The 21,803-nt window shown below is 64.2% G+C and carries 23 protein-coding genes; 16 read left to right on the top strand and 7 right to left on the bottom strand.

The annotated features are described in order from the left end of the window. Window positions 1-223: 223 nt before the first annotated feature. The 3 genes from TZ03_RS23045 to TZ03_RS23035 all read right to left on the bottom strand — a co-directional run bounded on the left by TZ03_RS23045 (window position 224) and on the right by TZ03_RS23035 (window position 3,179). Window positions 224-1,582, bottom strand: a complete 1,359-nt coding sequence (locus TZ03_RS23045; RefSeq protein WP_051100661.1) for a DUF3426 domain-containing protein — start codon at window positions 1,580-1,582, stop codon at window positions 224-226. A gap of 42 nt (window positions 1,583-1,624) precedes the next feature. After that, window positions 1,625-2,503, bottom strand: a complete 879-nt coding sequence (gene prmA, locus TZ03_RS23040; protein WP_051100660.1) for a 50S ribosomal protein L11 methyltransferase — start codon at window positions 2,501-2,503, stop codon at window positions 1,625-1,627. Between the two features lie 220 nt (window positions 2,504-2,723). Further along, on the bottom strand, window positions 2,724-3,179 hold the full coding sequence (locus TZ03_RS23035; protein WP_051100659.1) for a MaoC family dehydratase: 456 nt from the start codon (window positions 3,177-3,179) through the stop codon (window positions 2,724-2,726). 143 nt (window positions 3,180-3,322) lie between these two features. Between TZ03_RS23035 and TZ03_RS23030 the strand changes: the two genes are divergently transcribed. Genes TZ03_RS23030 through TZ03_RS23020 form a run of 3 tightly spaced genes read left to right on the top strand, consistent with a single transcriptional unit; the run spans window position 3,323 to window position 4,998 of the window. Continuing rightward, window positions 3,323-3,685: a CidA/LrgA family protein gene (locus TZ03_RS23030; RefSeq protein ID WP_051100658.1), complete on the top strand. Its 363-nt coding sequence runs from the start codon at window positions 3,323-3,325 to the stop codon at window positions 3,683-3,685. After that, window positions 3,682-4,398 (top strand): LrgB family protein, encoded by a 717-nt coding sequence (locus TZ03_RS23025; protein ID WP_051100657.1) that lies wholly within the window; start codon window positions 3,682-3,684, stop codon window positions 4,396-4,398. The genes TZ03_RS23030 and TZ03_RS23025 overlap by 4 nt, the downstream gene beginning before the upstream one ends. Before the next feature lie 9 nt (window positions 4,399-4,407). Further along, the gene (locus tag TZ03_RS23020) at window positions 4,408-4,998 is read left to right on the top strand and encodes an LON peptidase substrate-binding domain-containing protein (RefSeq protein WP_051100656.1); all 591 of its coding nucleotides are present in this window, start codon (window positions 4,408-4,410) and stop codon (window positions 4,996-4,998) included. A 129-nt stretch (window positions 4,999-5,127) separates the two neighbouring features. Here the strand turns inward: TZ03_RS23020 and TZ03_RS23015 are convergent, their stop codons facing one another. Both TZ03_RS23015 and TZ03_RS23010 read right to left on the bottom strand, forming a co-directional pair. Beyond that, the gene (locus TZ03_RS23015) at window positions 5,128-6,444 is read right to left on the bottom strand and encodes a bifunctional DedA family/phosphatase PAP2 family protein (RefSeq protein WP_051100655.1); all 1,317 of its coding nucleotides are present in this window, start codon (window positions 6,442-6,444) and stop codon (window positions 5,128-5,130) included. 3 nt (window positions 6,445-6,447) lie between these two features. After that, window positions 6,448-7,116, bottom strand: a complete 669-nt coding sequence (locus TZ03_RS23010; RefSeq protein WP_051100680.1) for a DNA-3-methyladenine glycosylase — start codon at window positions 7,114-7,116, stop codon at window positions 6,448-6,450. A gap of 519 nt (window positions 7,117-7,635) precedes the next feature. On the opposite strand from TZ03_RS23010, the gene TZ03_RS23005 reads away from it, so the two are divergent. From TZ03_RS23005 to TZ03_RS22945, 13 genes are all read left to right on the top strand, one after another. Further along, on the top strand, window positions 7,636-8,907 hold the full coding sequence (locus TZ03_RS23005) for a glutamate-5-semialdehyde dehydrogenase (RefSeq protein WP_051100654.1): 1,272 nt from the start codon (window positions 7,636-7,638) through the stop codon (window positions 8,905-8,907). A 1-nt stretch (window position 8,908) separates the two neighbouring features. Beyond that, window positions 8,909-9,568 carry a nicotinate-nucleotide adenylyltransferase gene (gene nadD / locus TZ03_RS23000; protein ID WP_051100653.1) on the top strand — a complete coding sequence of 220 codons (660 nt, stop codon included), beginning with the start codon at window positions 8,909-8,911 and terminating at the stop codon, window positions 9,566-9,568. 43 nt (window positions 9,569-9,611) lie between these two features. Further along, window positions 9,612-10,031 carry a ribosome silencing factor gene (gene rsfS, locus TZ03_RS22995; protein WP_016712189.1) on the top strand — a complete coding sequence of 140 codons (420 nt, stop codon included), beginning with the start codon at window positions 9,612-9,614 and terminating at the stop codon, window positions 10,029-10,031. 10 nt (window positions 10,032-10,041) lie between these two features. Further along, window positions 10,042-10,509, top strand: coding sequence for a 23S rRNA (pseudouridine(1915)-N(3))-methyltransferase RlmH (gene rlmH, locus TZ03_RS22990; protein WP_003249722.1), 468 nt, complete (start codon window positions 10,042-10,044; stop codon window positions 10,507-10,509). Between the two features lie 16 nt (window positions 10,510-10,525). Then, window positions 10,526-12,415, top strand: a complete 1,890-nt coding sequence (gene mrdA / locus TZ03_RS22985; RefSeq protein ID WP_051100652.1) for a penicillin-binding protein 2 — start codon at window positions 10,526-10,528, stop codon at window positions 12,413-12,415. A 38-nt stretch (window positions 12,416-12,453) separates the two neighbouring features. Next, window positions 12,454-13,557 carry a rod shape-determining protein RodA gene (gene rodA / locus TZ03_RS22980; protein WP_051100679.1) on the top strand — a complete coding sequence of 368 codons (1,104 nt, stop codon included), beginning with the start codon at window positions 12,454-12,456 and terminating at the stop codon, window positions 13,555-13,557. Between the two features lie 17 nt (window positions 13,558-13,574). Then, window positions 13,575-14,585 carry a lytic murein transglycosylase B gene (gene mltB / locus TZ03_RS22975; RefSeq protein WP_051100678.1) on the top strand — a complete coding sequence of 337 codons (1,011 nt, stop codon included), beginning with the start codon at window positions 13,575-13,577 and terminating at the stop codon, window positions 14,583-14,585. Continuing rightward, on the top strand, window positions 14,585-15,586 hold the full coding sequence (locus TZ03_RS22970; RefSeq protein ID WP_051100651.1) for a septal ring lytic transglycosylase RlpA family protein: 1,002 nt from the start codon (window positions 14,585-14,587) through the stop codon (window positions 15,584-15,586). Before mltB ends, TZ03_RS22970 begins: the two co-directional genes overlap by 1 nt. 268 nt (window positions 15,587-15,854) lie before the next feature. After that, entirely contained in the window at window positions 15,855-17,015 is a 1,161-nt protein-coding gene (locus tag TZ03_RS22965) for a D-alanyl-D-alanine carboxypeptidase family protein (RefSeq protein ID WP_051100650.1), read from the top strand. 73 nt (window positions 17,016-17,088) lie between these two features. Continuing rightward, a complete protein-coding gene (locus TZ03_RS22960; RefSeq protein ID WP_051100649.1) occupies window positions 17,089-17,364 on the top strand; it encodes a DUF493 domain-containing protein in 276 nt (91 codons plus the stop codon). Next, window positions 17,364-18,011 (top strand): lipoyl(octanoyl) transferase LipB, encoded by a 648-nt coding sequence (gene lipB / locus TZ03_RS22955; RefSeq protein ID WP_051100648.1) that lies wholly within the window; start codon window positions 17,364-17,366, stop codon window positions 18,009-18,011. The genes TZ03_RS22960 and lipB overlap by 1 nt, the downstream gene beginning before the upstream one ends. 2 nt (window positions 18,012-18,013) lie before the next feature. Beyond that, entirely contained in the window at window positions 18,014-19,030 is a 1,017-nt protein-coding gene (lipA, locus tag TZ03_RS22950) for a lipoyl synthase (RefSeq protein WP_051100647.1), read from the top strand. A 109-nt stretch (window positions 19,031-19,139) separates the two neighbouring features. After that, complete coding sequence (locus TZ03_RS22945) at window positions 19,140-20,078, top strand: S66 peptidase family protein (RefSeq protein ID WP_051100646.1); 939 nt, start codon at window positions 19,140-19,142, stop codon at window positions 20,076-20,078. Window positions 20,079-20,195: 117 nt separating this feature from the next. Here TZ03_RS22945 and TZ03_RS22940 read toward each other — a convergent pair whose 3' ends face one another. Together TZ03_RS22940 and arfA are read right to left on the bottom strand one after the other, a co-directional pair. Then, a complete protein-coding gene (locus tag TZ03_RS22940; RefSeq protein ID WP_051100645.1) occupies window positions 20,196-21,512 on the bottom strand; it encodes a lytic murein transglycosylase in 1,317 nt (438 codons plus the stop codon). A gap of 60 nt (window positions 21,513-21,572) precedes the next feature. Then, a complete protein-coding gene (gene arfA, locus TZ03_RS22935; protein WP_025340762.1) occupies window positions 21,573-21,737 on the bottom strand; it encodes an alternative ribosome rescue factor ArfA in 165 nt (54 codons plus the stop codon). Window positions 21,738-21,803 lie beyond the last annotated feature (66 nt).

Genomic DNA, 21,803 nt, shown 5'->3' with positions numbered 1-21,803 from the left:
GGGTTGGCATGATACCCGCTCTCGGTGACCGGATAAAGATGGATTTGGATAAAATCTGAACAGTTGTCGGCTTATGACATTTGGTATGGGAGGGGGCAGGGCATGCGCGACACCACACCCTGTGGGAGCGGGCGAGCCCGCGAACACGGGCGAAGCCCGTGCCATCCACTGCGGCGCCTGGTTCGCGGGCTTGCCCGCTCCCACAGAGAGGCGGGGATACTGGTCATTCCGGCGAACGGAAACTCAAGCTGTAGTTCACCGCCTTCGGCCCCGGGTCGAGGATGTCCAGGGCGATATGGATGGGGGTCTGGCTGGGCATTTCGCCACGCCCGGCCAGCTCGCCGGACAGGTACTCGCTGGGCTTGAAGCGCCGGCTGGCGATCAGATGGCCATTGAGGTCGGCGAAGCGCAGCTCCAGCAGCGGGAACGGCTGGGCGAACGGCGCACGGTTGTAGATGATCGCGTCGACAATCAGCGCGCCCTTGAAGTCCGGGTGGCTGCGCACCACCAGGTTGCTGCTCTTGATGCGGGCGATATCGACGCGGGTTGGCACCTGGCAGCCGACTATCGGGCAGATTTGCTGGAAGAGCGGCCGGTACTGGTCCTGGCGGGCCATTTCGTCGAAGTGGAACCACACGTACTGGAATGCCAGCAGGCCAGCGGCCAGCAGGGTCAGCACGCCCCACAGCAGGCGCTTGCCCCAGTTGGGTGCGGGTTTTTCCCAGCCCAGTTGCAGCGGGTCGTCGACCACGTCGACCAGCGGCTCCTTGCGCGCCGGGCGCTCGGGTTTGCTGGCAAGGCCCGGTTCCAGGCGTTCGCCGGGCAGTGGCTCGACAGGGTCGTCGTCGCGCGCCGACAGGTGCAGCGCCAGCGGCTCATCGTCGCGAGCGCTCAGGCCCTTTTCCGGGATGTCATCATCGCTGGCGTGCAGCGTTTCGCTGAATTCGGGGTGGTCATCGATTTCGTCAGCGCGGCGCACCGGTGGCTCGTCGTCGATGTCCAGGTCCAGATTGCTGCCCAGGGTCGGCTCGGTACGTTCGCCGGGGGCCGGCTCCAGGTCCAGCTCCAGGGGCTCCGGTTCAAGCAGTACCGGCGCGGGCTCTGCCGGCTGTGCTGGCTCGAAGGCGTCGGTGGCTGTGCCGAACAGGTCGTCGGCATGCTCGTCCGGGTGTAGCTCGTCACGCCGTGCCTGTAAGCCGTCATCCTGGTTGGCCGGGCGTGCCGGGGCAGGTTGGTCGCGGCGCTCCAGGCGCTCCAGTTCCTTGTCGAGGTCGAGCGCATCCAGCGCCTGGGCGGTGAGCGCCCAATCCTGATCAGGGCCAGTGCTGCGCTCACTGGCAGCAGGTTCGGCGGCGATCGCCGGCTCGACCTCCGGCTGTACAGGCGCTGCTGGCAGCGGCGCTGGCACCGCAGGTACGCTGGCCGTACCGGTGCGGTTCTGCTCCAGCAACTGCTTGGCGGCATTGAACACCTGCAGGCAGTGGCCGCAGCGCACCACACCCCGGGCCACGCTCAACTGGTGATGCGTGACGCGAAAGCTGGTGTGGCAATGCGGGCACTGGGTGACGAAACTGTCAGTCATGCGGCGATCCGGGGCTATAGCAGAAGTTTATTCTAGGCTTGACTAGCGGCGGCGACCACTGATGCGTACCCAGCCATCGCGGACGACGATCGGGTCCAGTTCGAAGTCGGCGGCGTAGGCGGCGGCCACTTCGTCACCTTGCTCGGCCAGGATGCCCGACAGGGCCAGCAGGCCACCTGGGCGGACCAGGCCAGACAGCTGCGGCGCCAGCGATACCAGCGGGCCGGCCAGAATGTTGGCGACCAGCACGTCGGCCTGCATCGCCGGCATGTGCTCGGGCAGGTACAGCGCCAGCTTCTCATCGGCGATGCCGTTGCGCTGGGCGTTGTCACGCGAGGCCTCGATGGCTTGCACGTCGATGTCGGTACCGACCGCTTCGCGGGCGCCCAGCAGCAGTGCGGCGATGGCCAGGATGCCCGAGCCGCAGCCGAAGTCCAGCACCTGGGTGCCTTCGAGCTGCTGGCCGTCGAGCCATTCCAGGCACAGGGCGGTGGTGGGGTGGGTGCCGGTGCCGAAGGCCAGGCCCGGGTCGAGCAGCAGGTTCACCGCGTCCTTTTCCGGGGCATCGTGCCAGCTGGGTACGATCCACAGGCGGCGACCGAAGCGCATTGGCTGGAAGTTGTCCATCCAGCTGCGTTCCCAGTCCTGGTCCTCGACCACTTCGGCCTGGTGCTCGGGCAGCTCGCTGCCGGTCAGCAGGCGCAGGTGGGCGAACACCTGCTCGGGCTCGGCATCGGCCTCGAACAGGGCCAGCAGGTGGGTGTGCGACCACAGTGGGGTAGTGTTGAGGTCTGGCTCGAAGATCGGTTGATCTTCGGCGTCCATGAACGTGACCGATACGGCGCCCACTTCGAGCAGGGCGTCTTCGTAGGTTTCGGCTTGTTCCGGGCTGATGGCCAGGCGTACTTGCAGCCAGGGCATGGCGGGCACCTTTGGTAAATCGACAGGGGCAGCCCTAGGCTGCGCGAAGGCTGGCAGTTTACGCGAGTGCGGAGGGTTTGTGGATTGAATCGGGGGCTGCTGCGCAGCCCAATCGCCGGCAAGCCAGCTCCCACAGGGTTCGCATCTATTTCGAGGCCTGTGCAAGTCCTGTGGGAGCTGGCTTGCCGGCGATTAGGCCTTGAGCCTGATCATGGATGGATCAGACGAAACACAATGAAAGCGACTCAGCAATATAAGCAGGCTTCTCTTCGCCCTCGATTTCCAGCGTGGCTATCGCCTTGAGCAGCCACTGCCCCGGCTTCTTCTCCACCACCTCGGCCAGCTCCACCTTCAGCCGTACCTGGCTGTCGACCTTGACCGGCTGGATGAAGCGCACGCTGTCCAGCCCATAGTTCACCACCATCTTCAGCCCTTGCGGCAAGACCAGGATGTCCTCGATCAGCTTGGGGATCAGCGACAAAGTCAGGAAACCGTGGGCGATGGTGCTGCCAAACGGGGTTTTTGCCGCCTTTTCCGGGTCGACATGGATGAACTGGAAATCACCTGTCGCCTCGGCGAACAGGTTGATGCGCTGCTGGTCGATCTTCAGCCAGGCGGAGCGGCCCAGTTCCTTACCAACGTACTGCGAAAGCTCTGTAACCGGTACATAGGGCATCGCTGACTCTCCAGGTTGTCAATTGGTACGAAAGTGCAAGATCAGCACGGCGAACCGTTGCAGTCAAGTTGCGCGCTTTTCGGCGAATATCGGTCTCTGGCCGCACGTGCTTATAATGGCCGCCCTGCCCGAGGGAGATGCTTATGCTGTTGCGTGGTTTGACCTGGCTGGTGCTGTTCCAGCTGCTGGGGACGGCGATCAATCACTTGTTCGTGCCGTTTTTGCCCGGGCCGATCATCGGCCTGTTGCTGCTGTTGTTCTTCCTCATGGCCCGTGGTGAGGTCGGCAAGCCGCTGAACGAGGCTGCGACCAGCCTGCTACGCTACCTGCCGCTGTTGCTGGTGCCGCCGGCCGTTGGGGTGATGGTGTATGCCAAGGACATTGCCGCGGACTTCTGGGCCATTGCCGGTGCCTTGCTGATTTCCTGCCTGGTGACCCTGGTATTCGTCGGCGTGTTGATGCAAAAGCTCATCCACCGCCAGGGCAAGCGCGAGGAGCAGCCATGATGCTCGACTGGCAAGGCGCACTGGATGCGGTGGTGCATCACCCATTGTTCGGCATCGGCATCACGCTTGGGGCCTACCAGGTCGTGCTCGCGGCCTACGAGAAGACCCGCTGGATCTTCCTGCAGCCGGTATTGGTGTCGATGTTGCTGGTCATTGGCGTGCTGCTGCTGTGCGGCATCGACTACAGCGAGTACCGCAAGAGCACCGAAATCATGAATATCCTGCTGGGGCCCGCCACCGTGGCCCTGGCCGTGCCGCTCTATCTCAACCTGCGGCGTATTCGGCAGCTGTTCTGGCCCACATTTACTACGCTGGTAATCGGAGGGCTGTTCGCCACGCTCTGCTGCCTGTTGCTGGGCTGGTGGTTCGGGGCCGAACACATGATCCTGATGACCATGGCGCCCAAGTCGGTCACCTCGCCGATCGCCATGCTGGTGGCCGAGCAGATTGGCGGCGTGGCAGCCCTGGCGGCGGTGTTCGTGCTGATCACCGGGGTGATCGGGGCGATTTTCGGCCCGGCGCTGCTGAGCCGCTTTGGCGTGCATAGCCCCGAGGCGCGCGGCATGTCGTTGGGCGTGACCGCGCATGCGGTGGGTACTTCGGTGGCCCTGCAGGAAAGTGACGAATGCGGCGCTTTTGCCGCGCTGGCAATGAGCCTTATGGGGGTGGCCACGGCGGTGTTCCTGCCGCTGGCGGTCAGCCTGGTGGCTTGAGGAACTGTGATGACGCTACCGCTATTTCCCCTCAATACCGTGCTGTTTCCTGGCTGCTTCCTCGATTTGCAGATTTTCGAGGCGCGCTACCTGGACATGATCGGGCGCTGCATGAAGCAGGGCGAAGGTTTTGGTGTGGTGTGCATCCTGGAAGGCGAGCAAGTCGGCAAGGCGCCGCCGGTAGTCGCCTCGATCGGCTGTGAGGCGGTGATCCGCGACTTCGTGCAGCAGGACAACGGTTTGCTCGGCATTCGTGTCGAAGGCGTGCGGCGTTTCAACCTGGAAAGCAGCGAAGTGCAGAAGGACCAGTTGCTGCTGGGGCAGGTGCAATGGCTGCCGGAGCAGCCGGACAGCCCGTTGCTCGAGGCGGATGAAGACCTGCTGGCGTTGCTGGTGGCGCTGGGCGAGCACCCGATGGTCGAAGCGCTGGATATGCCGCGCCCGGTGGACGGGCGCCAGGCACTGGCCAATCAGTTGGCGTACCTGCTGCCGTTCATGGAAGAGGACAAGCTCGACCTGCTGACCCTCGACTCGCCGCAGCAGCGGCTGGGGGAGATTCAGAAGCTGCTGGAGCGGATTCAGGGTGAGTTGTTTGCCTGATCATTCTGTAGTGCCTGTGCTGGCCTCTTCGCGGGTAAACCCGCTCCTACAAGTAATGCACGCGCCGTGAAACCTGCGCTGTCCCTTGTAGGAGCGGGTTTACCCGCGAAGAGGCCAGCACAGGCAACATCAATACTGATACCTGACCAAAGCCTGCGGCAACGCATGCATGGCAAAGAATGCCAGCAACGCCACACACGCCGGCAGCACCAGCCACCACACTCGCTGCGGCAAGGCTGGCAGTGTCTGCTGCCGTTGCACCAGTGCCAGGCTAAGCGCGCACACGCAGCACGCCAGCAGCGCCCCAGCGAGGATGTCGGTTGGCCAGTGCGCCCCCAGGTACACCCGCGACAGGGCTATCGCCAGCGCCGGGAGGCAACCCAGCATTATCCAGGTCAGGCGCATGCGCGGCGGCTGGCCACGCCCTGCCAGCACCGCCATCACCAGGAAGAACGCGAACGACGCCGAGCTGTGACCGCTGGGCATGCTGTAGCTGGTCAGCGGGTCGCTCAATACCTCCGGGCGGGCCCGGGCGAACAGCCATTTCAGTGTGCCATTGGCAATCGCCGTGCCCATCAGCGCAGCTGCGGCAAACACTGCATGCCGCCACTGCCGGGCAAGCAGCAGCAGGCCGGTGAGCAGGCCGCCGAGGAACAGTTGGGTGCGGAAGTCGCCCAGCCGGGTCACCAGCACCACGGTGCCATCGATGGCTTGGCTACGGTGCTCCTGCACCAGGGTCATGACGCCTTGGTCGAACTCGTGCAGGTATGGCCAGCCAAGGAACACTCCGGCCAGGGCAACGAAGCTCATGCCGGCGATCAGCCGGGTGCCGTGGCGCTGATCGCGAATGCTGCTGTTCAGGCTTAGCCCGATGATGATGGCCAGGGTGCCGGCGATGATCCCGGCATCCAGCCAGAAGCCTTCCGGCAGGGGCAGGCGCATAGCCGCGCCGGTGGCCCAGCCGGGCAGCAGGTAGGCCACCGACCAGCCGGCCCCGGCCACCAGGCTGACAGCGATGAAGCGCGGCAGCGGCATGTCGAACATGCCGGCGACCATCGGCAGCATCGGCCGCAGCGGGCCGATGAAGCGGCCTACCAGCAGGCTGGCGATGCCGTAGCGCTGGAAGTAGGCTTCGGCGCTGCCGATCCATTCCGGGTGATGGCGCAGTAGCGGCAGGCGGCGGATGTTCTGGTGGAAGTGCTTGCCCACCGTGTACGACAAGGCATCGCCCAGCAGGCCGCCGAGAAAACCCAGCAACAGCGTTTCGCCCAGGCTGAAGGCGCCGCTGCCGGCCAGTACCGCGACAGCGAACAGCAGCACGGTGCCCGGCACGACGATGCCGGCAATGGCCAGGCACTCGACGCAGGCCACCAGGAAAATTGCCAGGCCAAGCCATTGCGGGTTGGTACTGAGCCAGCCGGTCAGGCTGTCGAGCCACTGGCTCATGGTTCAGCTTCCTTGTTCGAGAGTGTAGAAGTCTCGGCCTTCGACTTGGCCGCGACGTAATGGGTTCCGCGTGCAGAAGCGGGCGTATTCGGCGTCGACGAAGCGGTAGGGCAGGTGCTCGTCGCGCCCGTGCGGGATACCTAGGCGGGGAGCCTGGATCACCCGTGGCACGGGGTTGCCGCAATCTTCGACGTACAGGCGTTCTGGGTCGAAGCGCTGGGCGTCCCAGTGCGGCACTTTCAGGCCCAGGGCCCGGCACAGCAAGGTCTGCCCGGCGCACAGGCGCTCGGCCGGGCGCAGGTTGCCACTGGCGTCGGGGTTGTTCAGTTGCATCTGCGCCAGGCTGTTGGGGCCCGACAGGGCGTCCTGCCAAGGGTAGGCAGACTTGATCAGCACCGCGTTGCCCGGCCCGTGGGCGCTGAAGTTCAGCGAGTCGCCGCCACGGGCGTAATACATGTAGATGTGCCCGCCATCGAGGAACAGGGCCTTGCGCTTTTCGGTATAGCCGAGCGAGGCATGGCTGCCTTTGTCGCTGAGGTAGTAGGCCTCGGTCTCGATGATGCGCGCGGCCAGCCACAGGTCGCCGTGGCGGTGGCGGATGACCTTGCCCAGCAGGGCCTTGGCCAAGGTCTGGGCGTCGCGGTCGAAAAAGCTGTCGGGCAGGGCTGGCATGCGGGCGGTTCGTGGCTGGAAAGGCGGGATGATAGCAATGAATGGCTTAATCGAGGCTGAATCGGTGGTGCGATTCATTGGTGTCTGCATGTTTCATTGGTGGGGGGGGAGGTGTTCGTCTTGGGAGGTTCGGCGCCTGGGAGATCGAGCGCCGCCCGCGCGGCGCTTCGCGGGCAAGCCCGCTCCTACGTTTGTTTCGGGCCAATTATTCCTGTGACATCCGCGCGCGACCGCCTTGTTTGTACGACGCGATATCGAGCCATGCGCCAAGGCGGTCGCGCGCAATTGCCATAGGACTCACTGGCCCGAAACAAACGTAGGAGCGGGCTTGCCCGCGAAGCGCCGCGCGGGCGGCGCTCGATCTCCCAGGCGCCAGAGCCCCCGAACTGAACACTTGGGCGACCCCTATAGCCAGCTCCTCCCCCCGGCCATTTTCTACCATCCGCCACCCGCCGCTGGGCGTACACCTACGCGACAGTTATAATCAGCCGATTTCCCCTTCGCCAAGACACCGAACCCATGACTGAGTCCGTTCTTGACTATATGACCCGCCTGGGTCGCGCTGCCCGTGACGCCTCCCGGGTGATCGGCCGTGCCAGCACCGCGCAGAAGAACCGTGCCCTGCAAGCCGCCGCCGATGCGCTGGACGCCGCCCGTGCCGAGCTGACTGCCGCCAACGAGCTAGACCTGGCCGCCGGCCGCGCCAACGGCCTGGAGCCAGCGCTGCTCGACCGCCTGGCGCTGACCCCGGCGCGTATCGACGGCATGATCACAGGCCTGCGCCAGGTGGCCAGCCTGCCGGACCCGGTCGGTGCCATCCGCGACATGAGCTACCGCCCATCGGGTATCCAGGTCGGCAAGATGCGTACGCCGCTGGGGGTGATCGGGATCATCTACGAGTCGCGCCCGAACGTGACCATCGATGCCGCCAGCCTGTGCCTGAAGTCGGGTAACGCGACCATCCTGCGTGGCGGCTCCGAAGCCATTCACTCCAACCGCGCCATCGCCACCTGCATCCAGCGTGGCCTGGCCGCAGCCGGCCTGCCGGCAGCCGTGGTGCAGGTGGTCGAGACTACCGACCGCGAAGCCGTGGGCGCGCTGATCAGCATGCCCGAGTTCGTCGATGTCATCGTGCCGCGCGGCGGCCGTGGCCTGATCGAGCGCATCAGCCGCGATGCCCGTGTGCCGGTGATCAAGCACCTGGACGGCATCTGCCATGTCTACGTCAGCCAGCATGCCGACCTGGACAAGGCCTGGCGCGTGGCCTTCAACGCCAAGACCTACCGCTATGGCATCTGTGGCGCCATGGAAACGCTGCTGGTCGACCAGCAGGTGGCCGAGCGCTTCCTGCCGGAGATGGCTCGCCGCTTCCAGGAAAAGGGCGTGGAACTGCGTGGCTGCGAGCGCACCCGGGCGATCATCGACGCCAAGCCGGCCACCGAGGCCGACTGGCACACCGAGTACCTGGATGCGATCCTGTCGATCCGCGTCTTGGATGGCCTGGACCAGGCCATCGAGCATATCAACCACTATGGCTCGCACCACACCGACTCGATCATCAGCGAACACCAGGGTGAAGCCCGCCAGTTCATGGCCGAGGTCGACTCGGCGTCGGTCATGCTCAACACCCCGACTTGCTTCGCCGATGGCTTCGAGTACGGCCTGGGCGCGGAAATCGGCATTTCCACCGACAAGCTGCATGCCCGCGGCCCGGTCGGCCTGGAAGGCCTGACCTGCGAAAAATACGTGGTGATCGGCGACGGCCAGCTGCGCGGCCAGGAGTCCTGCTGAGTTGAGCAAGGCCCAGGCAGTCCGGCGCATCGGCATTCTAGGCGGCACCTTCGACCCCGTGCACATCGGCCACCTGCGCAGCGCGCTGGAAGTGGCCGAGTTCATGGGGCTGGACGAGTTGCGCCTGCTGCCCAACGCCAGGCCGCCGCACCGCGACACTCCGCAGGTGGGCGCGCAGGATCGCCTGGCGATGGTGCAAAGCGCCGTGCAGGGCGTGCCCTGCCTGAGCGTGGATGCCCGGGAGCTGGCGCGCGACAAGCCGTCGTACACCATCGACACGTTGGAATCGATCCGCGCCGAACTGGCGCTCAACGACCAGCTGTTCCTGGTAGTGGGCTGGGATGCCTTCTGTGGCCTGCCTGGCTGGCACCGCTGGGAAGAACTGTTGCAACACTGTCACATCCTGGTGCTGCAACGCCCGGATGCCGACGTAGAACCCCCTGACGAGCTGCGCAACCTGCTGGCTGCGCGCTCGGAGAGCGATCCCACCGCCATGTCCGGCCCGGCGGGAAACATTTCGTTCGTCTGGCAGACGCCGCTTGCGGTGTCGGCTACACAGATCCGACAGCTGCTGGCCAGCGGCAAATCGGTGAGGTTCCTGGTGCCGGACGCCGTACTGGCCTACATCGAGGCGCACGAACTGTATCGTGCGCCCAACTGACGGTGCCTCTGGCGCCTCATCCAACGAGTTGAACGAGTTTTATATGACCAAGCAGAAAATTTACGGCGAAGAACTGGTCGCCCTGACCAAGGCAGCGCTGGAAGACGTCAAGGCCCAGGACATCCAGGTCATCGACGTGCGCGAAAAGCACAGCCTGACCGACTACATGATCATTGCCACCGGTACCTCCAACCGCCAGATCAACGCGATGCTGGAAAAGGTCCGCGAAGCGGTCAAGGCCAAGGGCGCCCAGCCACTGGGTGAAGAAGGCAAGGGCGACAGCGACTGGGTGCTGCTGGACCTGAACGATGTCATCGTGCACATGATGACCGCCGCTGCCCGCCAGTTCTACGACCTGGAGCGCCTGTGGCAGGGTGCCGAGCAAAGCCGTGCCGCCGATGGCAAGCACCACAGCCCGGACCATGCCCACGAGTATTCCGACAAGCTCAAAGACCGCGAATAAGGAAAGCGCCGTGCGTCTGCGCCTGATCGCGGTCGGCTCGCGCATGCCGAAGTGGGTCGAGGAAGGCTGGCATGAATATGCCAAGCGCCTGCCCGCCGAGCTGTCGCTGGAGCTGGTGGAAATCCCGCTGAACACCCGTGGCAAGAATGCCGACGTCGCCCGCCTGATCCGTCAGGAGGGCGAAGCCATGCTGAGCAAGGTCCAGCCTGGGGAACGCATCGTCACCCTCGAGGTCCATGGCAAGCCCTGGAGTACCGAGCAGCTGGCGACCGAGCTGGACCGCTGGCGCCTGGATGCGCGTACGGTGAATTTGATGGTGGGCGGTCCGGAAGGCCTGGCGCCTGAGGTCTGCGCGCGCGCCGAGCAACGCTGGTCGCTGTCGCCGCTGACCCTGCCGCACCCGTTGGTAAGGATACTCATCGGCGAGCAGATCTACCGCGCCTGGACCGTATTGTCCGGGCACCCTTACCACAAATGAGCCTGTAAGCAGTCCGATGTCGCAGCCGATCCGTCTCAAGGACCACGAGAAAGACGCCCGCCTGGTGCGCAACCGCGTCGTGGTCGGCGCAGTGGCGATCATGCTGCTTATTTGCGTGCTGATCGCGCGGCTGTACTACCTGCAGATCATCCAGTACGACTATCACTCGACGCTGTCGGAGAACAACCGGGTGCATGTGCAGCCGATCCCGCCGACCCGCGGGCTGATCTTCGACCGCAACGGGGTGATCATCGCCGACAACCGGCCTAGCTTCAGCCTGTCGATGACCCGCGAACGTGCGGGCAACTGGCAGGAAGTGCTGGATACCATCGTCGAAGTGCTGGGGCTCACAGCCGATGACCGCGCCCTGTTCGAGAAGCGCATGCGCCAAGGTCGCCGGCCGTTCGAGCCGGTGCCGATCCTGTTCGAGCTCAACGAAGAGCAGATCGCCCGCGTAGCAGTGAACCAGTTCCGCCTGCCGGGCGTGGAAGTGGTGGCCCAGCTGGTGCGGCACTACCCGCAGGGGGCGCATTTCGCCCATTCGGTGGGTTATGTGGGGCGTATCAACGAGAAAGAGCTGAAAACGCTCGACCCAGTGAACTACAGCGGCACCCACCATATCGGCAAGACCGGCATCGAGCGCTTCTACGAAGACGCCCTGCACGGGCAGGTCGGCTACGAGGAAGTCGAAACCAACGCCCGTGGCCGTGTGCTGCGGGTGCTCAAGCGCACCGACCCGAAGCCGGGCAAGGACATCGTGCTGAGCCTGGACATCAAGCTGCAGGAGGCCGCCGAAGCCGCCCTGGGAGGCCGCCGTGGCGCGGTGGTGGCGCTCGACCCGCGTACCGGCGAGGTGCTGGCGATGGTCAGCCAGCCCAGCTTCGACCCCAACCTGTTCGTCACCGGCATCAGCTTCAAGGCCTATGCCGAACTGCGCGACTCGATCGACCGGCCGCTGTTCAACCGCGTGCTGCGCGGCCTGTACCCGCCGGGCTCGACCATCAAGCCGGCGGTGGCCATCGCCGGCCTGGACAGCGGCGTGGTCAATGCCAGCAGCCGGGTATTCGACCCGGGCTACTACCAGTTGCCCAACTACGATCACAAATACCGTAACTGGAACCGTTCCGGCGATGGCTGGGTCGACCTGGACAGCGCGATCATGCGCTCCAACGACACCTACTTCTACGACCTTGCGCACAAGATGGGCATCGATCGGTTGTCCAGCTACATGAACAAGTTCGGCATCGGCCAGCGGGTTTCCCTCGACATGTTCGAGGAGTCCGCCGGGCTCATGCCGTCGCGCGAATGGAAGCGCGCCACCCGCCGCCAGGCCTGGTTCCCCGGCGAAACCCTGATCCTTGGCATCGGCCAGGGCTACATGCAGACCACACCGCTGCAACTGGCCCAGGCCACCGCGCTGATCGCCAACAAGGGCGTGTGGAACCGCCCCCACCTGGCCAAGACCATCGAAGGCCAGCCGCCGGTGGACGACAACCCGATGGAGAACATCGTGCTGCGTGACAAGTCCGACTGGGCCAAGGTCACCCATGGCATGGAGCAGGTGATGCACAACGCCCGCGGTACTGCGCGCAAGGCGGCCATCGGCTCCCAGTACCGTATTGCCGGCAAGAGCGGTACCGCCCAGGTGGTGGCGATCAAGCAGGGCGAGAAGTACGACCGCAACAAGCTCCAGGAGCGCCACCGCGACCACGCCCTGTTCGTCGCCTTTGCCCCGGCCGAAGCCCCGAAGATCGTGGTCTCGGTGATGGTCGAGAACGGTGAGTCCGGCTCGGGTGTCGCCGCGCCGGTGGTCCGCCAGATCATGGATGCCTGGCTGCTCGATGAAAATGGCCGGCTCAAGTCCGAGTTCGCGCCTGCCACCGTTACCCAGGAATCGGCCCTGTGATGAACAATTTCGATCGCATGCTCTCCAGCGAGGATGTGATGCGTCGGCGCGCCAGCTTTCTGCAGCGCATCCATGTCGACGGCCCCTTGCTGGTCATTCTGCTGACCCTCGCGGCCGGTAGCCTGTTCGTGCTGTACTCGGCCAGTGGCAAGAACCTGGACCTGCTGCTCAAGCAGGCCACTTCGTTCGGCATTGGCCTGGTGTCGATGTTCATCATCGCCCAGTTGGAGCCGCGCTTCATGGCGCGCTGGGTGCCGTTGGCCTACTTGACCGGGGTACTGTTGCTGGTGGTGGTGGACGTGATGGGGCACAACGCCATGGGCGCCACGCGCTGGATCAACATCCCCGGGGTGATCCGCTTCCAGCCCTCGGAATTCATGAAGATCATCATGCCGGCGACCATCGCCTGGTACCTGTCCAAGCGCACCTTGCCGCCGCACCTGAAGCACGTGGCGATCAGCCTCGTGCTGATCGGCGTGCCGTTCATCCTGATCGTGCGCCAGCCTGACCTGGGCACGGCGCTGCTGATCCTCGCCTCCGGTGCCTTCGTGCTGTTCATGGGCGGCCTGCGCTGGCGCTGGATCCTCAGCGTGCTGGCGGCCGCGGTGCCGGTGGCGGTGGCGATGTGGTTCTTCGTCATGCACGACTACCAGAAGCAACGGGTACTGACTTTCCTCGACCCGGAAAGCGACCCGTTGGGCACCGGCTGGAACATCATTCAATCCAAGGCGGCGATCGGTTCGGGTGGCGTGTTCGGCAAGGGCTGGCTGCTTGGCACCCAGTCGCACCTGGACTTCCTGCCGGAAAGCCACACCGACTTCATTATCGCCGTGCTCGGCGAGGAATTCGGCCTGGTCGGCATCTGCCTGCTGCTGATCGTCTACCTGCTGCTGATCGGCCGCGGCCTGATGATCACTGCCCAGGCGCAGACCCTGTTCGGCAAGCTGCTGGCGGGTAGCCTGACCATGACCTTCTTTGTATACGTGTTCGTCAATATCGGGATGGTCAGCGGCCTTCTGCCCGTGGTGGGCGTGCCGCTGCCCTTCATCAGCTATGGCGGAACTTCGTTGGTGACGCTGCTGTCAGCGTTTGGCGTTCTGATGTCGATCCACACGCACCGCAAATGGATCGCACAGGTTTGAATAAGGTGAAGAATTTCATGCAAGCAGTGCGTAACTGGGCTGCCCGTTGTGCGCCGTGGATCGGCGCGGTGGGCCTGTTCGGCGCTGTCCAGCTGGCCCATGCCGGCGATTACCAGGGCTCGCCCCAGGTGGCCGAGTTCGTTGGCGAAATGAGCCGCGACTATGGCTTTGCCCCTGAGCAACTGATGGGCGTGTTCCGTGAGGTGCAGCGCAAGCAGTCGATCCTCGACGCCATTTCGCGTCCGGCCGAACGGGTCAAGCCGTGGAAGGACTACCGGCCGATGTTCATCACCGACGCGCGCATTGCCCGCGGTGTCGACTTCTGGCGCCAGCACGAGGCCGTTCTGGCCCGCGCCGAGCAGGAATACGGCGTGCCGGCGCAGTACATCGTCGCCATCATCGGCGTGGAAACCTTCTTTGGCCGCAACACCGGCAACTATCGGGTGATCGATGCCCTGTCTACCCTGGGCTTCGACTACCTGCCACGGTCTGAATTCTTCCGCAAGGAGCTGCGCGAATTCCTGCTGCTGGCCCGCGAGGAACAGCTCGACCCGCTGACGCTCAAGGGCTCTTATGCCGGCGCCATGGGCTTGCCACAGTTCATGCCGAGCAGCTTTCGCAACTACGCGGTGGATTTCGACGGCGACGGCCACATCAATATCTGGAACAACCCGGATGATGCCATCGGCAGCGTGGCCAGCTACTTCAAGCGCCACGGCTGGGTTGCCGGTGAGGGCGTGGTCAGCCGTGCCCAGGTGGATGGTGAGCGCGCCGACCAAGGCCTGACCACCGGCATCGAGCCGGTCAAGACGGTAGGGGAGTTGCGAAGCCTGGGCTGGTCGGTTCATGATTCGCTGCGCGATGATCTGCCGGTTACCGCCTTCCGTCTCGAGGGTGACAATGGTCCCGAGTACTGGATGGGCCTGAAGAATTTCTACGCGATCACTCGCTACAACCGCAGCGTGATGTATGCCATGGCGGTGCATCAGCTTTCGGAACAGCTGGTTCAAGCACGGGGCGTCAAGTAATGCGCGCAATCATCTCTGCCAACTCTTTCAAGCTGCTCACCTGCCTCGCCGTCGGCGTGGTGCTGGCCAGCTGCTCCTCCAATCGCCCGGCCCAGCAAAGCAGTGGCAACGTCGTGCGCAGCCAGCCGGGCCTGGATATCAACCGGGCGCACAAGGACGGCGCGCCGTGGTGGGACGTGGATGTGAACAAGATCCCCGACGCCACGCCGACCGTGCATACCGGCAACTACAAGGCCAACCCGTATACGGTGCTGGGCAAGACCTACTACCCGATGCAGGATTCGCGCAACTACCGCGCCGAGGGCACTGCGTCCTGGTACGGCACCAAGTTCCACGGCCAGAACACTGCCAACGGCGAGCTGTACGACCTGTACGGCATGAGCGCGGCGCACAAGACCCTGCCGCTGCCGGCCTACGTGCGGGTAACCAACCTCGCCAACGGCCGCAGCGTGATCCTGCGGGTGAACGACCGTGGCCCGTTCTATTCCGATCGCATCATCGACCTGTCCTATGCGGCGGCGAAAAAGCTCGGTTACGCAGAGATCGGCACCGCGCATGTGCGCGTCGAGGGCATTGATCCGCAGCAGTGGTGGGCCCAGCGTGGCCAAACGCCACCCATGGTGCTGAAAGAGCCGCAGGTGGCCCAGACCCAGGCGATCCCGGCCAGTACCGGGCGCGTCGAGCAATGGACCCCGCCGCCACAGCAGCACGCGGCGCCGGTGGTACCGGTGCAGGTGGGCGGCAACAATGTGCCCGGTGGCCAGGGCGGCAGCTTCCTGCAGGTGGGCGCCTTCGCCAACCCGGACGCTGCCGAGCTGCTGCGCTCCAAGCTCAGCACCATGGTCAGCGCGCCGGTGTTCATCAGCTCGATCGTGCGTAACCAGCAGACCCTGCACCGTGTACGCCTGGGGCCGATCAACAGCCAGGGCGAGGTACAGCAGGCGCAGGACAGCATCCGCCTGGCGAACTTGGGGCAGGCCAAGCTGGTCACAGCTGACTGACCGTGTTGCCTTCTTCGCGGGCACGCCCGCTCCCACAGGGTTTTGCATCCCCTTGTGGGAGCGGGCGTGCCCGCGAAGAGGGCATCATCAAACTGTCGGTTTTGTCATGAATTGCCGGGCGCGGCCATGTACAATGTCGGCTTTTGCCCGCAGCGACACTACGCCGCACTTTGTGGGCCAGGCCATGGCCACAAAACTAGACTGACTGGCGCTGGGCACATGATCTTGCCCAGGGAACATCAGACCATTAGCGATTTTCGAGAGACGGATGAACATCACCAACCTTGCCAAACGACTTTGCCTGCCAGTACTGCTGATGATCACGCCTGCCGCCTTCGCGGCTGAGCAGATGACGCCGGCTCCCCCGCAACTGGCAGCCAAGTCCTACGTACTCATGGACGCGTCCAGCGGCAACGTGCTGGTCGAGAACAACGGTGACGAGCGCCTGCCGCCGGCCAGTCTGACCAAGCTGATGACCGCCTACATCGCCACTTTGGACATCCGCCGTGGCCAGATCGGTGAAAACGACCCGGTCACTGTCAGCGAAAACGCCTGGCGCACCGGCGGTTCGCGCATGTTCATCAAGGTTGGCAGCCAGGTTACCGTCAGCGACCTGTTGCACGGCATCATCATCCAGTCCGGCAACGACGCTTCGGTCGCCCTGTCCGAGCACATCGCCGGTAGCGAAGACGCCTTCGCCGACATGATGAACAAGACGGCTGCCGACCTCGGCATGACCAACAGCCACTTCATGAACCCGACCGGCCTGCCGCACCCGGAGCACTACTCGTCGGCCCACGACATGGCGATCCTGGCGCGTGCGATCATCGACGTCGACCCGGCCCACTACGCCATCTACTCGCAGAAAGAGTTCTTCTGGAACAACATCAAGCAGCCCAACCGCAACCTGCTGCTGTGGCGTGACAAGACCGTCGACGGCCTGAAAACCGGCCACACCGAAGAAGCCGGCTATTGCATGGTGGCCTCGGCCGTTCGCGACGGCCAGCGCCTGATCGCCGTGGTGTTCGGTACCAACAGCGAGCAGTCGCGTGCCGCCGAGACCCAGAAGCTGCTGACCTACGGCTTCCGTTTCTTCGAAACCCAGACCTTCTACCAGAAGGGTACCGAACTGACCCAGGCACCGGTCTGGAAGGGCGCCACCGGCCAAGTCAAGGCTGGCCTGGCCAACGACCTGACCATGACTATGCCTAAAGGCCAGCTTAAACGTCTGATGGCTTCGATGACCATGAACCCGCAGCTCACCGCACCGATCGCCAAAGGTGACGTGATCGGCAAAGTGGAAGTCAAACTGGACGAGAAAGTGGTTCACAGCGCCGACCTGATCGCCCTCGATGGCGTAGAGGAAGGTGGTTTCTTCCGCCGCATGTGGGATAGCATCCGTCTATTCTTCTACGGGTTGTTCAACTGATACGTGACCTGCATGCCCCCGCGTATCCCGCGGGGGTGTTGTTGCTGCCACGGCTTACGAGGCCGTTTCCGCCATGAGCGAACCAGACGTCAAGTCGCACAAGATCGAATTCCCTTGCGACGATTACCCGATCAAGGTAATCGGCGATACCGTTGTCGGCTTCAAGGACACGGTGATCGAGATCCTCAGCAAGTACGCCAAGGTCGACCTTTCCACCCTGGCCGTGCGCCAGAGCAAGGAAGGCAAGTACACCACCGTACAATTGCACATCGTTGCCGAAAGCGAGAACCAACTGCACGATATCAACAGCGCCCTGCGTGCTACCGGTATCGTCAAAATGGTGCTTTGATGTCCGCTTGCCTCGGTTTTCGCGAGCTTGGCCTGCAGCCCTACGAACCGGTGCTGGAGGCCATGCGTCGCTTCACCGAGCAGCGCAGCCCGGATAGCCAGGATGAAATCTGGCTGGTCGAGCACCCCGCGGTCTTCACCCAGGGCCAGGCCGGCAAGGCCGAGCACCTGCTGGTGCCGGGCGACATCCCGGTGGTGCAGACCGATCGCGGTGGCCAGGTGACCTACCATGGCCCCGGGCAGCAGGTGGCCTACCTGCTGCTGGATGTGCGCCGGCTGGGCTTTGGCGTGCGTGAGCTGGTCAGCCGTATCGAGCGGGCCATCATCGACCTGCTCGCCAGTTACGATGTCCAGGCCGCGGCCAAGCCCGATGCCCCGGGCGTCTATGTCGATGGAGCGAAAATCGCTTCCCTCGGCCTGCGAATCCGCAACGGCCGTTCGTTCCACGGCCTTGCTCTGAACGTGGACATGGACCTTGCGCCATTCCGCCGAATCAACCCCTGCGGCTATGCGGGGCTGGCCATGACCCAGCTGCGCGACCTGGCAGGTCCGATCGAACTCGACGAGGTCAGGACAAGGCTGCGCGGACAGCTGGTCAAGCACCTCGACTACGCTGAGCAGACGACCCTCACGGGCGGAATCGACTGAATATGACAACTGTGCAAGAAGCCGTGCCGAACCTGATACCTACCCAGGATGTCACCCCGCGCCCCGCGCCGAAGAAGGTGGAAGCTGGGGTCAAGCTGCGTGGTGCCGAAAAGGTGGCACGCATCCCGGTGAAGATCATCCCTACCGACGAACTGCCGAAGAAACCCGACTGGATCCGCGTGCGTATCCCGGTGTCGCCCGAGGTAGACCGCATCAAGCAACTGCTGCGCAAGCACAAGCTGCACAGCGTGTGCGAAGAGGCCTCTTGCCCGAACCTGGGCGAGTGCTTCTCCGGTGGTACCGCCACCTTCATGATCATGGGTGACATCTGCACCCGGCGTTGCCCGTTCTGCGACGTTGGCCACGGCCGGCCGAAACCGCTGGACGTGGACGAACCGAAAAACCTGGCCGTGGCCATCGCCGACCTGCGCCTGAAGTATGTGGTGATCACCTCGGTGGACCGCGACGACCTGCGTGACGGTGGTGCCCAGCACTTTGCCGACTGCATCCGCGAAATCCGTGCGCTGTCGCCGGGCGTGCAGCTGGAAACCCTGGTTCCGGACTACCGTGGGCGCATGGACGTTGCCTTGGAGATCACCGCGCAAGAGCCGCCGGATGTGTTCAACCACAACCTCGAGACCGTACCGCGCCTGTACAAGGCCGCGCGCCCGGGTTCGGACTACGACTGGTCGCTGGACCTGCTGCAGAAGTTCAAGCAGTTGGTGCCGCACGTACCGACCAAGTCGGGCCTGATGCTCGGCCTGGGCGAGACCGACGACGAAGTGATCGAAGTGATGCACCGCATGCGCGAGCATGACATCGACATGCTCACCCTCGGCCAGTACCTGCAGCCGTCGCGCAGCCACCTGCCGGTGCAGCGTTTCGTCCACCCGGACACCTTCGCCTGGTTCGCCGAGGAAGGTTACAAGATGGGCTTCAAGAACGTCGCTTCCGGCCCGCTGGTGCGGTCTTCGTACCACGCCGACCAGCAGGCTCACGAAGCCAAGATCAAGCTCTGAGCCGGGTCTGAAGCACAAATGCCGATGCTTGCCGAAAAGGCAGCATCGGCATTTTTTTTGTGGGCTACAAGCCATAAGCTACAAGCGACAAGATGTCTGGAGCTGCATGATGAATTGTGTCGATACCTTTCACCAACCTTTGCCCAGGGCGATCGCCAAGGATGCCTGCTTCGCGATCATCGCGCCGGCGGGCCCGGCGCGGTTGGATACGCGCAAGGCCAGCCAGTGGTTTGCCGACCGCGGGTACCGCTGCCGTATCTACCCTGGGGCGAGCCAGGCTCAGGGGTACCTGGCGGGCAGCGACCAGCAGCGGCTGCAAGACTTGTATGACGCCTTCGCCGACCCGGCCATCGACGCCATTCTGTGCATGCGCGGCGGGTACGGCAGCATGCGCCTGCTCGATAGGGTCGATTTCGAGCTGATCCGCCGCCACCCCAAGGCGCTGATCGGTTACAGCGACATCACCGCATTGCAGATGGCCATCTACCGGCGCGCCGGGCTGATCACCTTCCATGGCGGGATGCTCAATGCCGACTTGCTGGGGGCCAAGTTGCAGCCTACCGAGGCGTCATTGCTGGCGCAGCTGGGTGGGCATGTGCGGGCAGGTGAGCAGATCGTGCACCCGGCGGACTTCGCCTTGAACAGTGTGCTGCCGGGGGTGGCCAGCGGGCCGCTGCTGGGGGGCAACCTGTCGATGCTGGGGGCGACCATGGGGACGCTGGCCGAGCTGGATACCCAGGGCTGCATCCTGTTCATCGAGGACGTCAACGAACCGCTGTATCGGGTGGACCGGCTGCTGACCCAGCTGCGCCTGGCAGGCAAGCTGGAGGGAGTGAAAGGGGTGTTGGTGGGGGACTTTGCCGGGATTACCACGGCGGCGTTGACGCCGTTGCTGGAGGATATCTTCGGGCCGCTGGGCGTGCCGGTACTGGCGGGGTGGCGCAGTGGGCATTGTGACCCGAATGTGTGCTTGCCTTTGGGGGCTCGGGTGAGGCTGGACAGTGTTCGGCAGAGCTTGGTGTTGGAGCAGGATCTGTTCAAGGCTTGAGATTGTTGGGGCTGCTTTGCAGCCCATCGCAGGCAAGCCAGCTCCTACAGGTACTGCGCAGGCCTTGAGAACAGCGCGGTCGTGCCGGCGATGGGCCGCAGCGCGGCCCCAAAGTTCTTACTGCTGACGCAAGCTCTCAAGCAGCTTGTGGGTCGGGTAACCATCCGCCGGCCACCCCAACCCCTGCTGGGCATTGCGAATGGCTTTGCGGGTGTTGGCCCCGATAATCCCATCGGCATTACCCGCCTCGTGCCCTTTGCCATTCAGCAGGTTCTGCAACTCCATGCGCTCGCTGCGGCTGAGCGGCAGGTCTTCCTTCGGCCAACTGCCGGCAATGAAGCCCCAACCGCTGAAGCGGTCACCCAGCAGGCTCACCGCCAGTGCATAGGACGACGAGTTGTTGTACTTGAGGATGGCGCGGAAGTTGTCCAGTACCAGGAACGCCGGGCCACGCGCGCCAGCTGGCAGCAGCAGGGCGGCAGACAGTTGGTTGCTGCCCGCTGGCAATTGGGTGCCTGCCGGCAGTTTCACACCCATCGCCAGCCACTCGCTCACCGGCTTGCGTAGCGCACCATCGGCCTGCCAGTAATCGAAGCTGGGCGGCACCTGCACCTCGAAGCCCCACGGCTGACCACGCTTCCAGCCCGAGCTTTGCAGGTAGTGTGCAGTCGAGGCCAGGGCATCCGGCGTGCTGTTCCAGATGTCGCGACGGCCATCGCCGTCGAAGTCCACGGCATGGGTGTTATAGGTGGTCGGGATGAACTGGGTCTGGCCCATGGCGCCGGCCCACGAGCCGCGCATGGCCTCAGGCTGGATGTCGCCATGCTGGATGATCTGCAGGGCGGCGATCAGCTGGTCCTGGGCGAACTGCGGGCGGCGGCCCTCATAGGCCAAGGTGGCTAGCGAGCGGATCACCGACTTGTTGCCCTGGAACTGGCCGAAGTTGCTTTCCATGCCCCACACCGCGACCAGCACCTGGCGGTCGACACCATAGCGTTGCTCGATGCGCGTCAGCAGCTCGGCGTTCTGCTCCAGCAGCTTCTTGCCGTTGCGCACACGCAGGGGCGACAGGGCGCCTTCGAGATATTCCCACACCGGGCGGGTGAATTCGGGCTGGCTGCGGTCGGCCTTGATTACGTCCAGGTCGGGGGTGACGCCGAGGAAGGCGCGGTCGAAGGTGTTCGGTGAAATGCCTGCTTGCAGTGCTTGCTGGCGGAAGCCGGCCTGCCATTGGGCGAAGGTTTGCAGAGGCTGGATTTCAGTACTGCTGTCGGGGGTAGTGCCGGGCAGGGTCACCACTGGGGCGGGCTGGGCCGGGGCCAGCGGCAGGGCATCGGCGGCGGTGGGCTTTTCCGCGCAGGCCACGAGCAGGATGAAACTGGAGGCCGCGATCAGCTGACGGGTTTTCCAGCGGGGGAGAAGACTGAGGAGCATGCACGGATCCAGAATTGCAGGTCAGGTGACGACCATATCATGCCTGCGCTTGCGATGCTTTCATGCAGCCAAAAAGTAGGAAGCCTCCCAATCTCTCGATTGGAAGGCTTCGCGGCGGTAGCTGCCTTTGCCCTTGTTCGGTCGTTCCTGGCGGCAGCGGAACAGGGGTTGGGCGATGATGGACTTGGCCTTGTTGGGGCCGTGCTTTTTCGGCTTTTTGCTCATGGCGGGGTTCCCGGGTTGGGTGGGTTTCGGGGCGCACTGTAGGGCTTGGGGCGGGGTGGGGCCAAT

Origin of the sequence: Pseudomonas sp. 10-1B (assembly GCF_000935045.1) — a bacterium.
GTDB lineage: Bacteria > Pseudomonadota > Gammaproteobacteria > Pseudomonadales > Pseudomonadaceae > Aquipseudomonas.
The sequence above is the reverse complement of the archived record's forward strand: the minus strand, read 5'-3'. Positions and strand labels throughout refer to the sequence as shown.

Excerpts from the sequence above, each read along its gene's own strand:
- rodA (WP_051100679.1), top strand. The coding sequence starts at position 12,454 with ATGCGTCGGCGCGCCAGCTTTCTGCAGCGCATCCATGTCGACGGCCCC.
- TZ03_RS23030 (WP_051100658.1), top strand. The coding sequence starts at position 3,323 with ATGCTGTTGCGTGGTTTGACCTGGCTGGTGCTGTTCCAGCTGCTGGGG.
- TZ03_RS23025 (WP_051100657.1), top strand. The coding sequence starts at position 3,682 with ATGATGCTCGACTGGCAAGGCGCACTGGATGCGGTGGTGCATCACCCA.
- mrdA (WP_051100652.1), top strand. The coding sequence starts at position 10,526 with ATGTCGCAGCCGATCCGTCTCAAGGACCACGAGAAAGACGCCCGCCTG.
- lipA (WP_051100647.1), top strand. The coding sequence starts at position 18,014 with ATGACAACTGTGCAAGAAGCCGTGCCGAACCTGATACCTACCCAGGAT.
- TZ03_RS23035 (WP_051100659.1), bottom strand. The coding sequence starts at position 3,179 with ATGCCCTATGTACCGGTTACAGAGCTTTCGCAGTACGTTGGTAAGGAA.
- TZ03_RS22945 (WP_051100646.1), top strand. The coding sequence starts at position 19,140 with ATGAATTGTGTCGATACCTTTCACCAACCTTTGCCCAGGGCGATCGCC.
- TZ03_RS23005 (WP_051100654.1), top strand. The coding sequence starts at position 7,636 with ATGACTGAGTCCGTTCTTGACTATATGACCCGCCTGGGTCGCGCTGCC.
- TZ03_RS22970 (WP_051100651.1), top strand. The coding sequence starts at position 14,585 with ATGCGCGCAATCATCTCTGCCAACTCTTTCAAGCTGCTCACCTGCCTC.
- mltB (WP_051100678.1), top strand. The coding sequence starts at position 13,575 with ATGCAAGCAGTGCGTAACTGGGCTGCCCGTTGTGCGCCGTGGATCGGC.
- TZ03_RS23045 (WP_051100661.1), bottom strand. The coding sequence starts at position 1,582 with ATGACTGACAGTTTCGTCACCCAGTGCCCGCATTGCCACACCAGCTTT.
- arfA (WP_025340762.1), bottom strand. The coding sequence starts at position 21,737 with ATGAGCAAAAAGCCGAAAAAGCACGGCCCCAACAAGGCCAAGTCCATC.
- rsfS (WP_016712189.1), top strand. The coding sequence starts at position 9,612 with ATGACCAAGCAGAAAATTTACGGCGAAGAACTGGTCGCCCTGACCAAG.
- TZ03_RS23015 (WP_051100655.1), bottom strand. The coding sequence starts at position 6,444 with ATGAGCCAGTGGCTCGACAGCCTGACCGGCTGGCTCAGTACCAACCCG.
- TZ03_RS23010 (WP_051100680.1), bottom strand. The coding sequence starts at position 7,116 with ATGCCAGCCCTGCCCGACAGCTTTTTCGACCGCGACGCCCAGACCTTG.
- TZ03_RS22960 (WP_051100649.1), top strand. The coding sequence starts at position 17,089 with ATGAGCGAACCAGACGTCAAGTCGCACAAGATCGAATTCCCTTGCGAC.
- lipB (WP_051100648.1), top strand. The coding sequence starts at position 17,364 with ATGTCCGCTTGCCTCGGTTTTCGCGAGCTTGGCCTGCAGCCCTACGAA.
- TZ03_RS23020 (WP_051100656.1), top strand. The coding sequence starts at position 4,408 with ATGACGCTACCGCTATTTCCCCTCAATACCGTGCTGTTTCCTGGCTGC.
- TZ03_RS22965 (WP_051100650.1), top strand. The coding sequence starts at position 15,855 with ATGAACATCACCAACCTTGCCAAACGACTTTGCCTGCCAGTACTGCTG.
- TZ03_RS22940 (WP_051100645.1), bottom strand. The coding sequence starts at position 21,512 with ATGCTCCTCAGTCTTCTCCCCCGCTGGAAAACCCGTCAGCTGATCGCG.
- prmA (WP_051100660.1), bottom strand. The coding sequence starts at position 2,503 with ATGCCCTGGCTGCAAGTACGCCTGGCCATCAGCCCGGAACAAGCCGAA.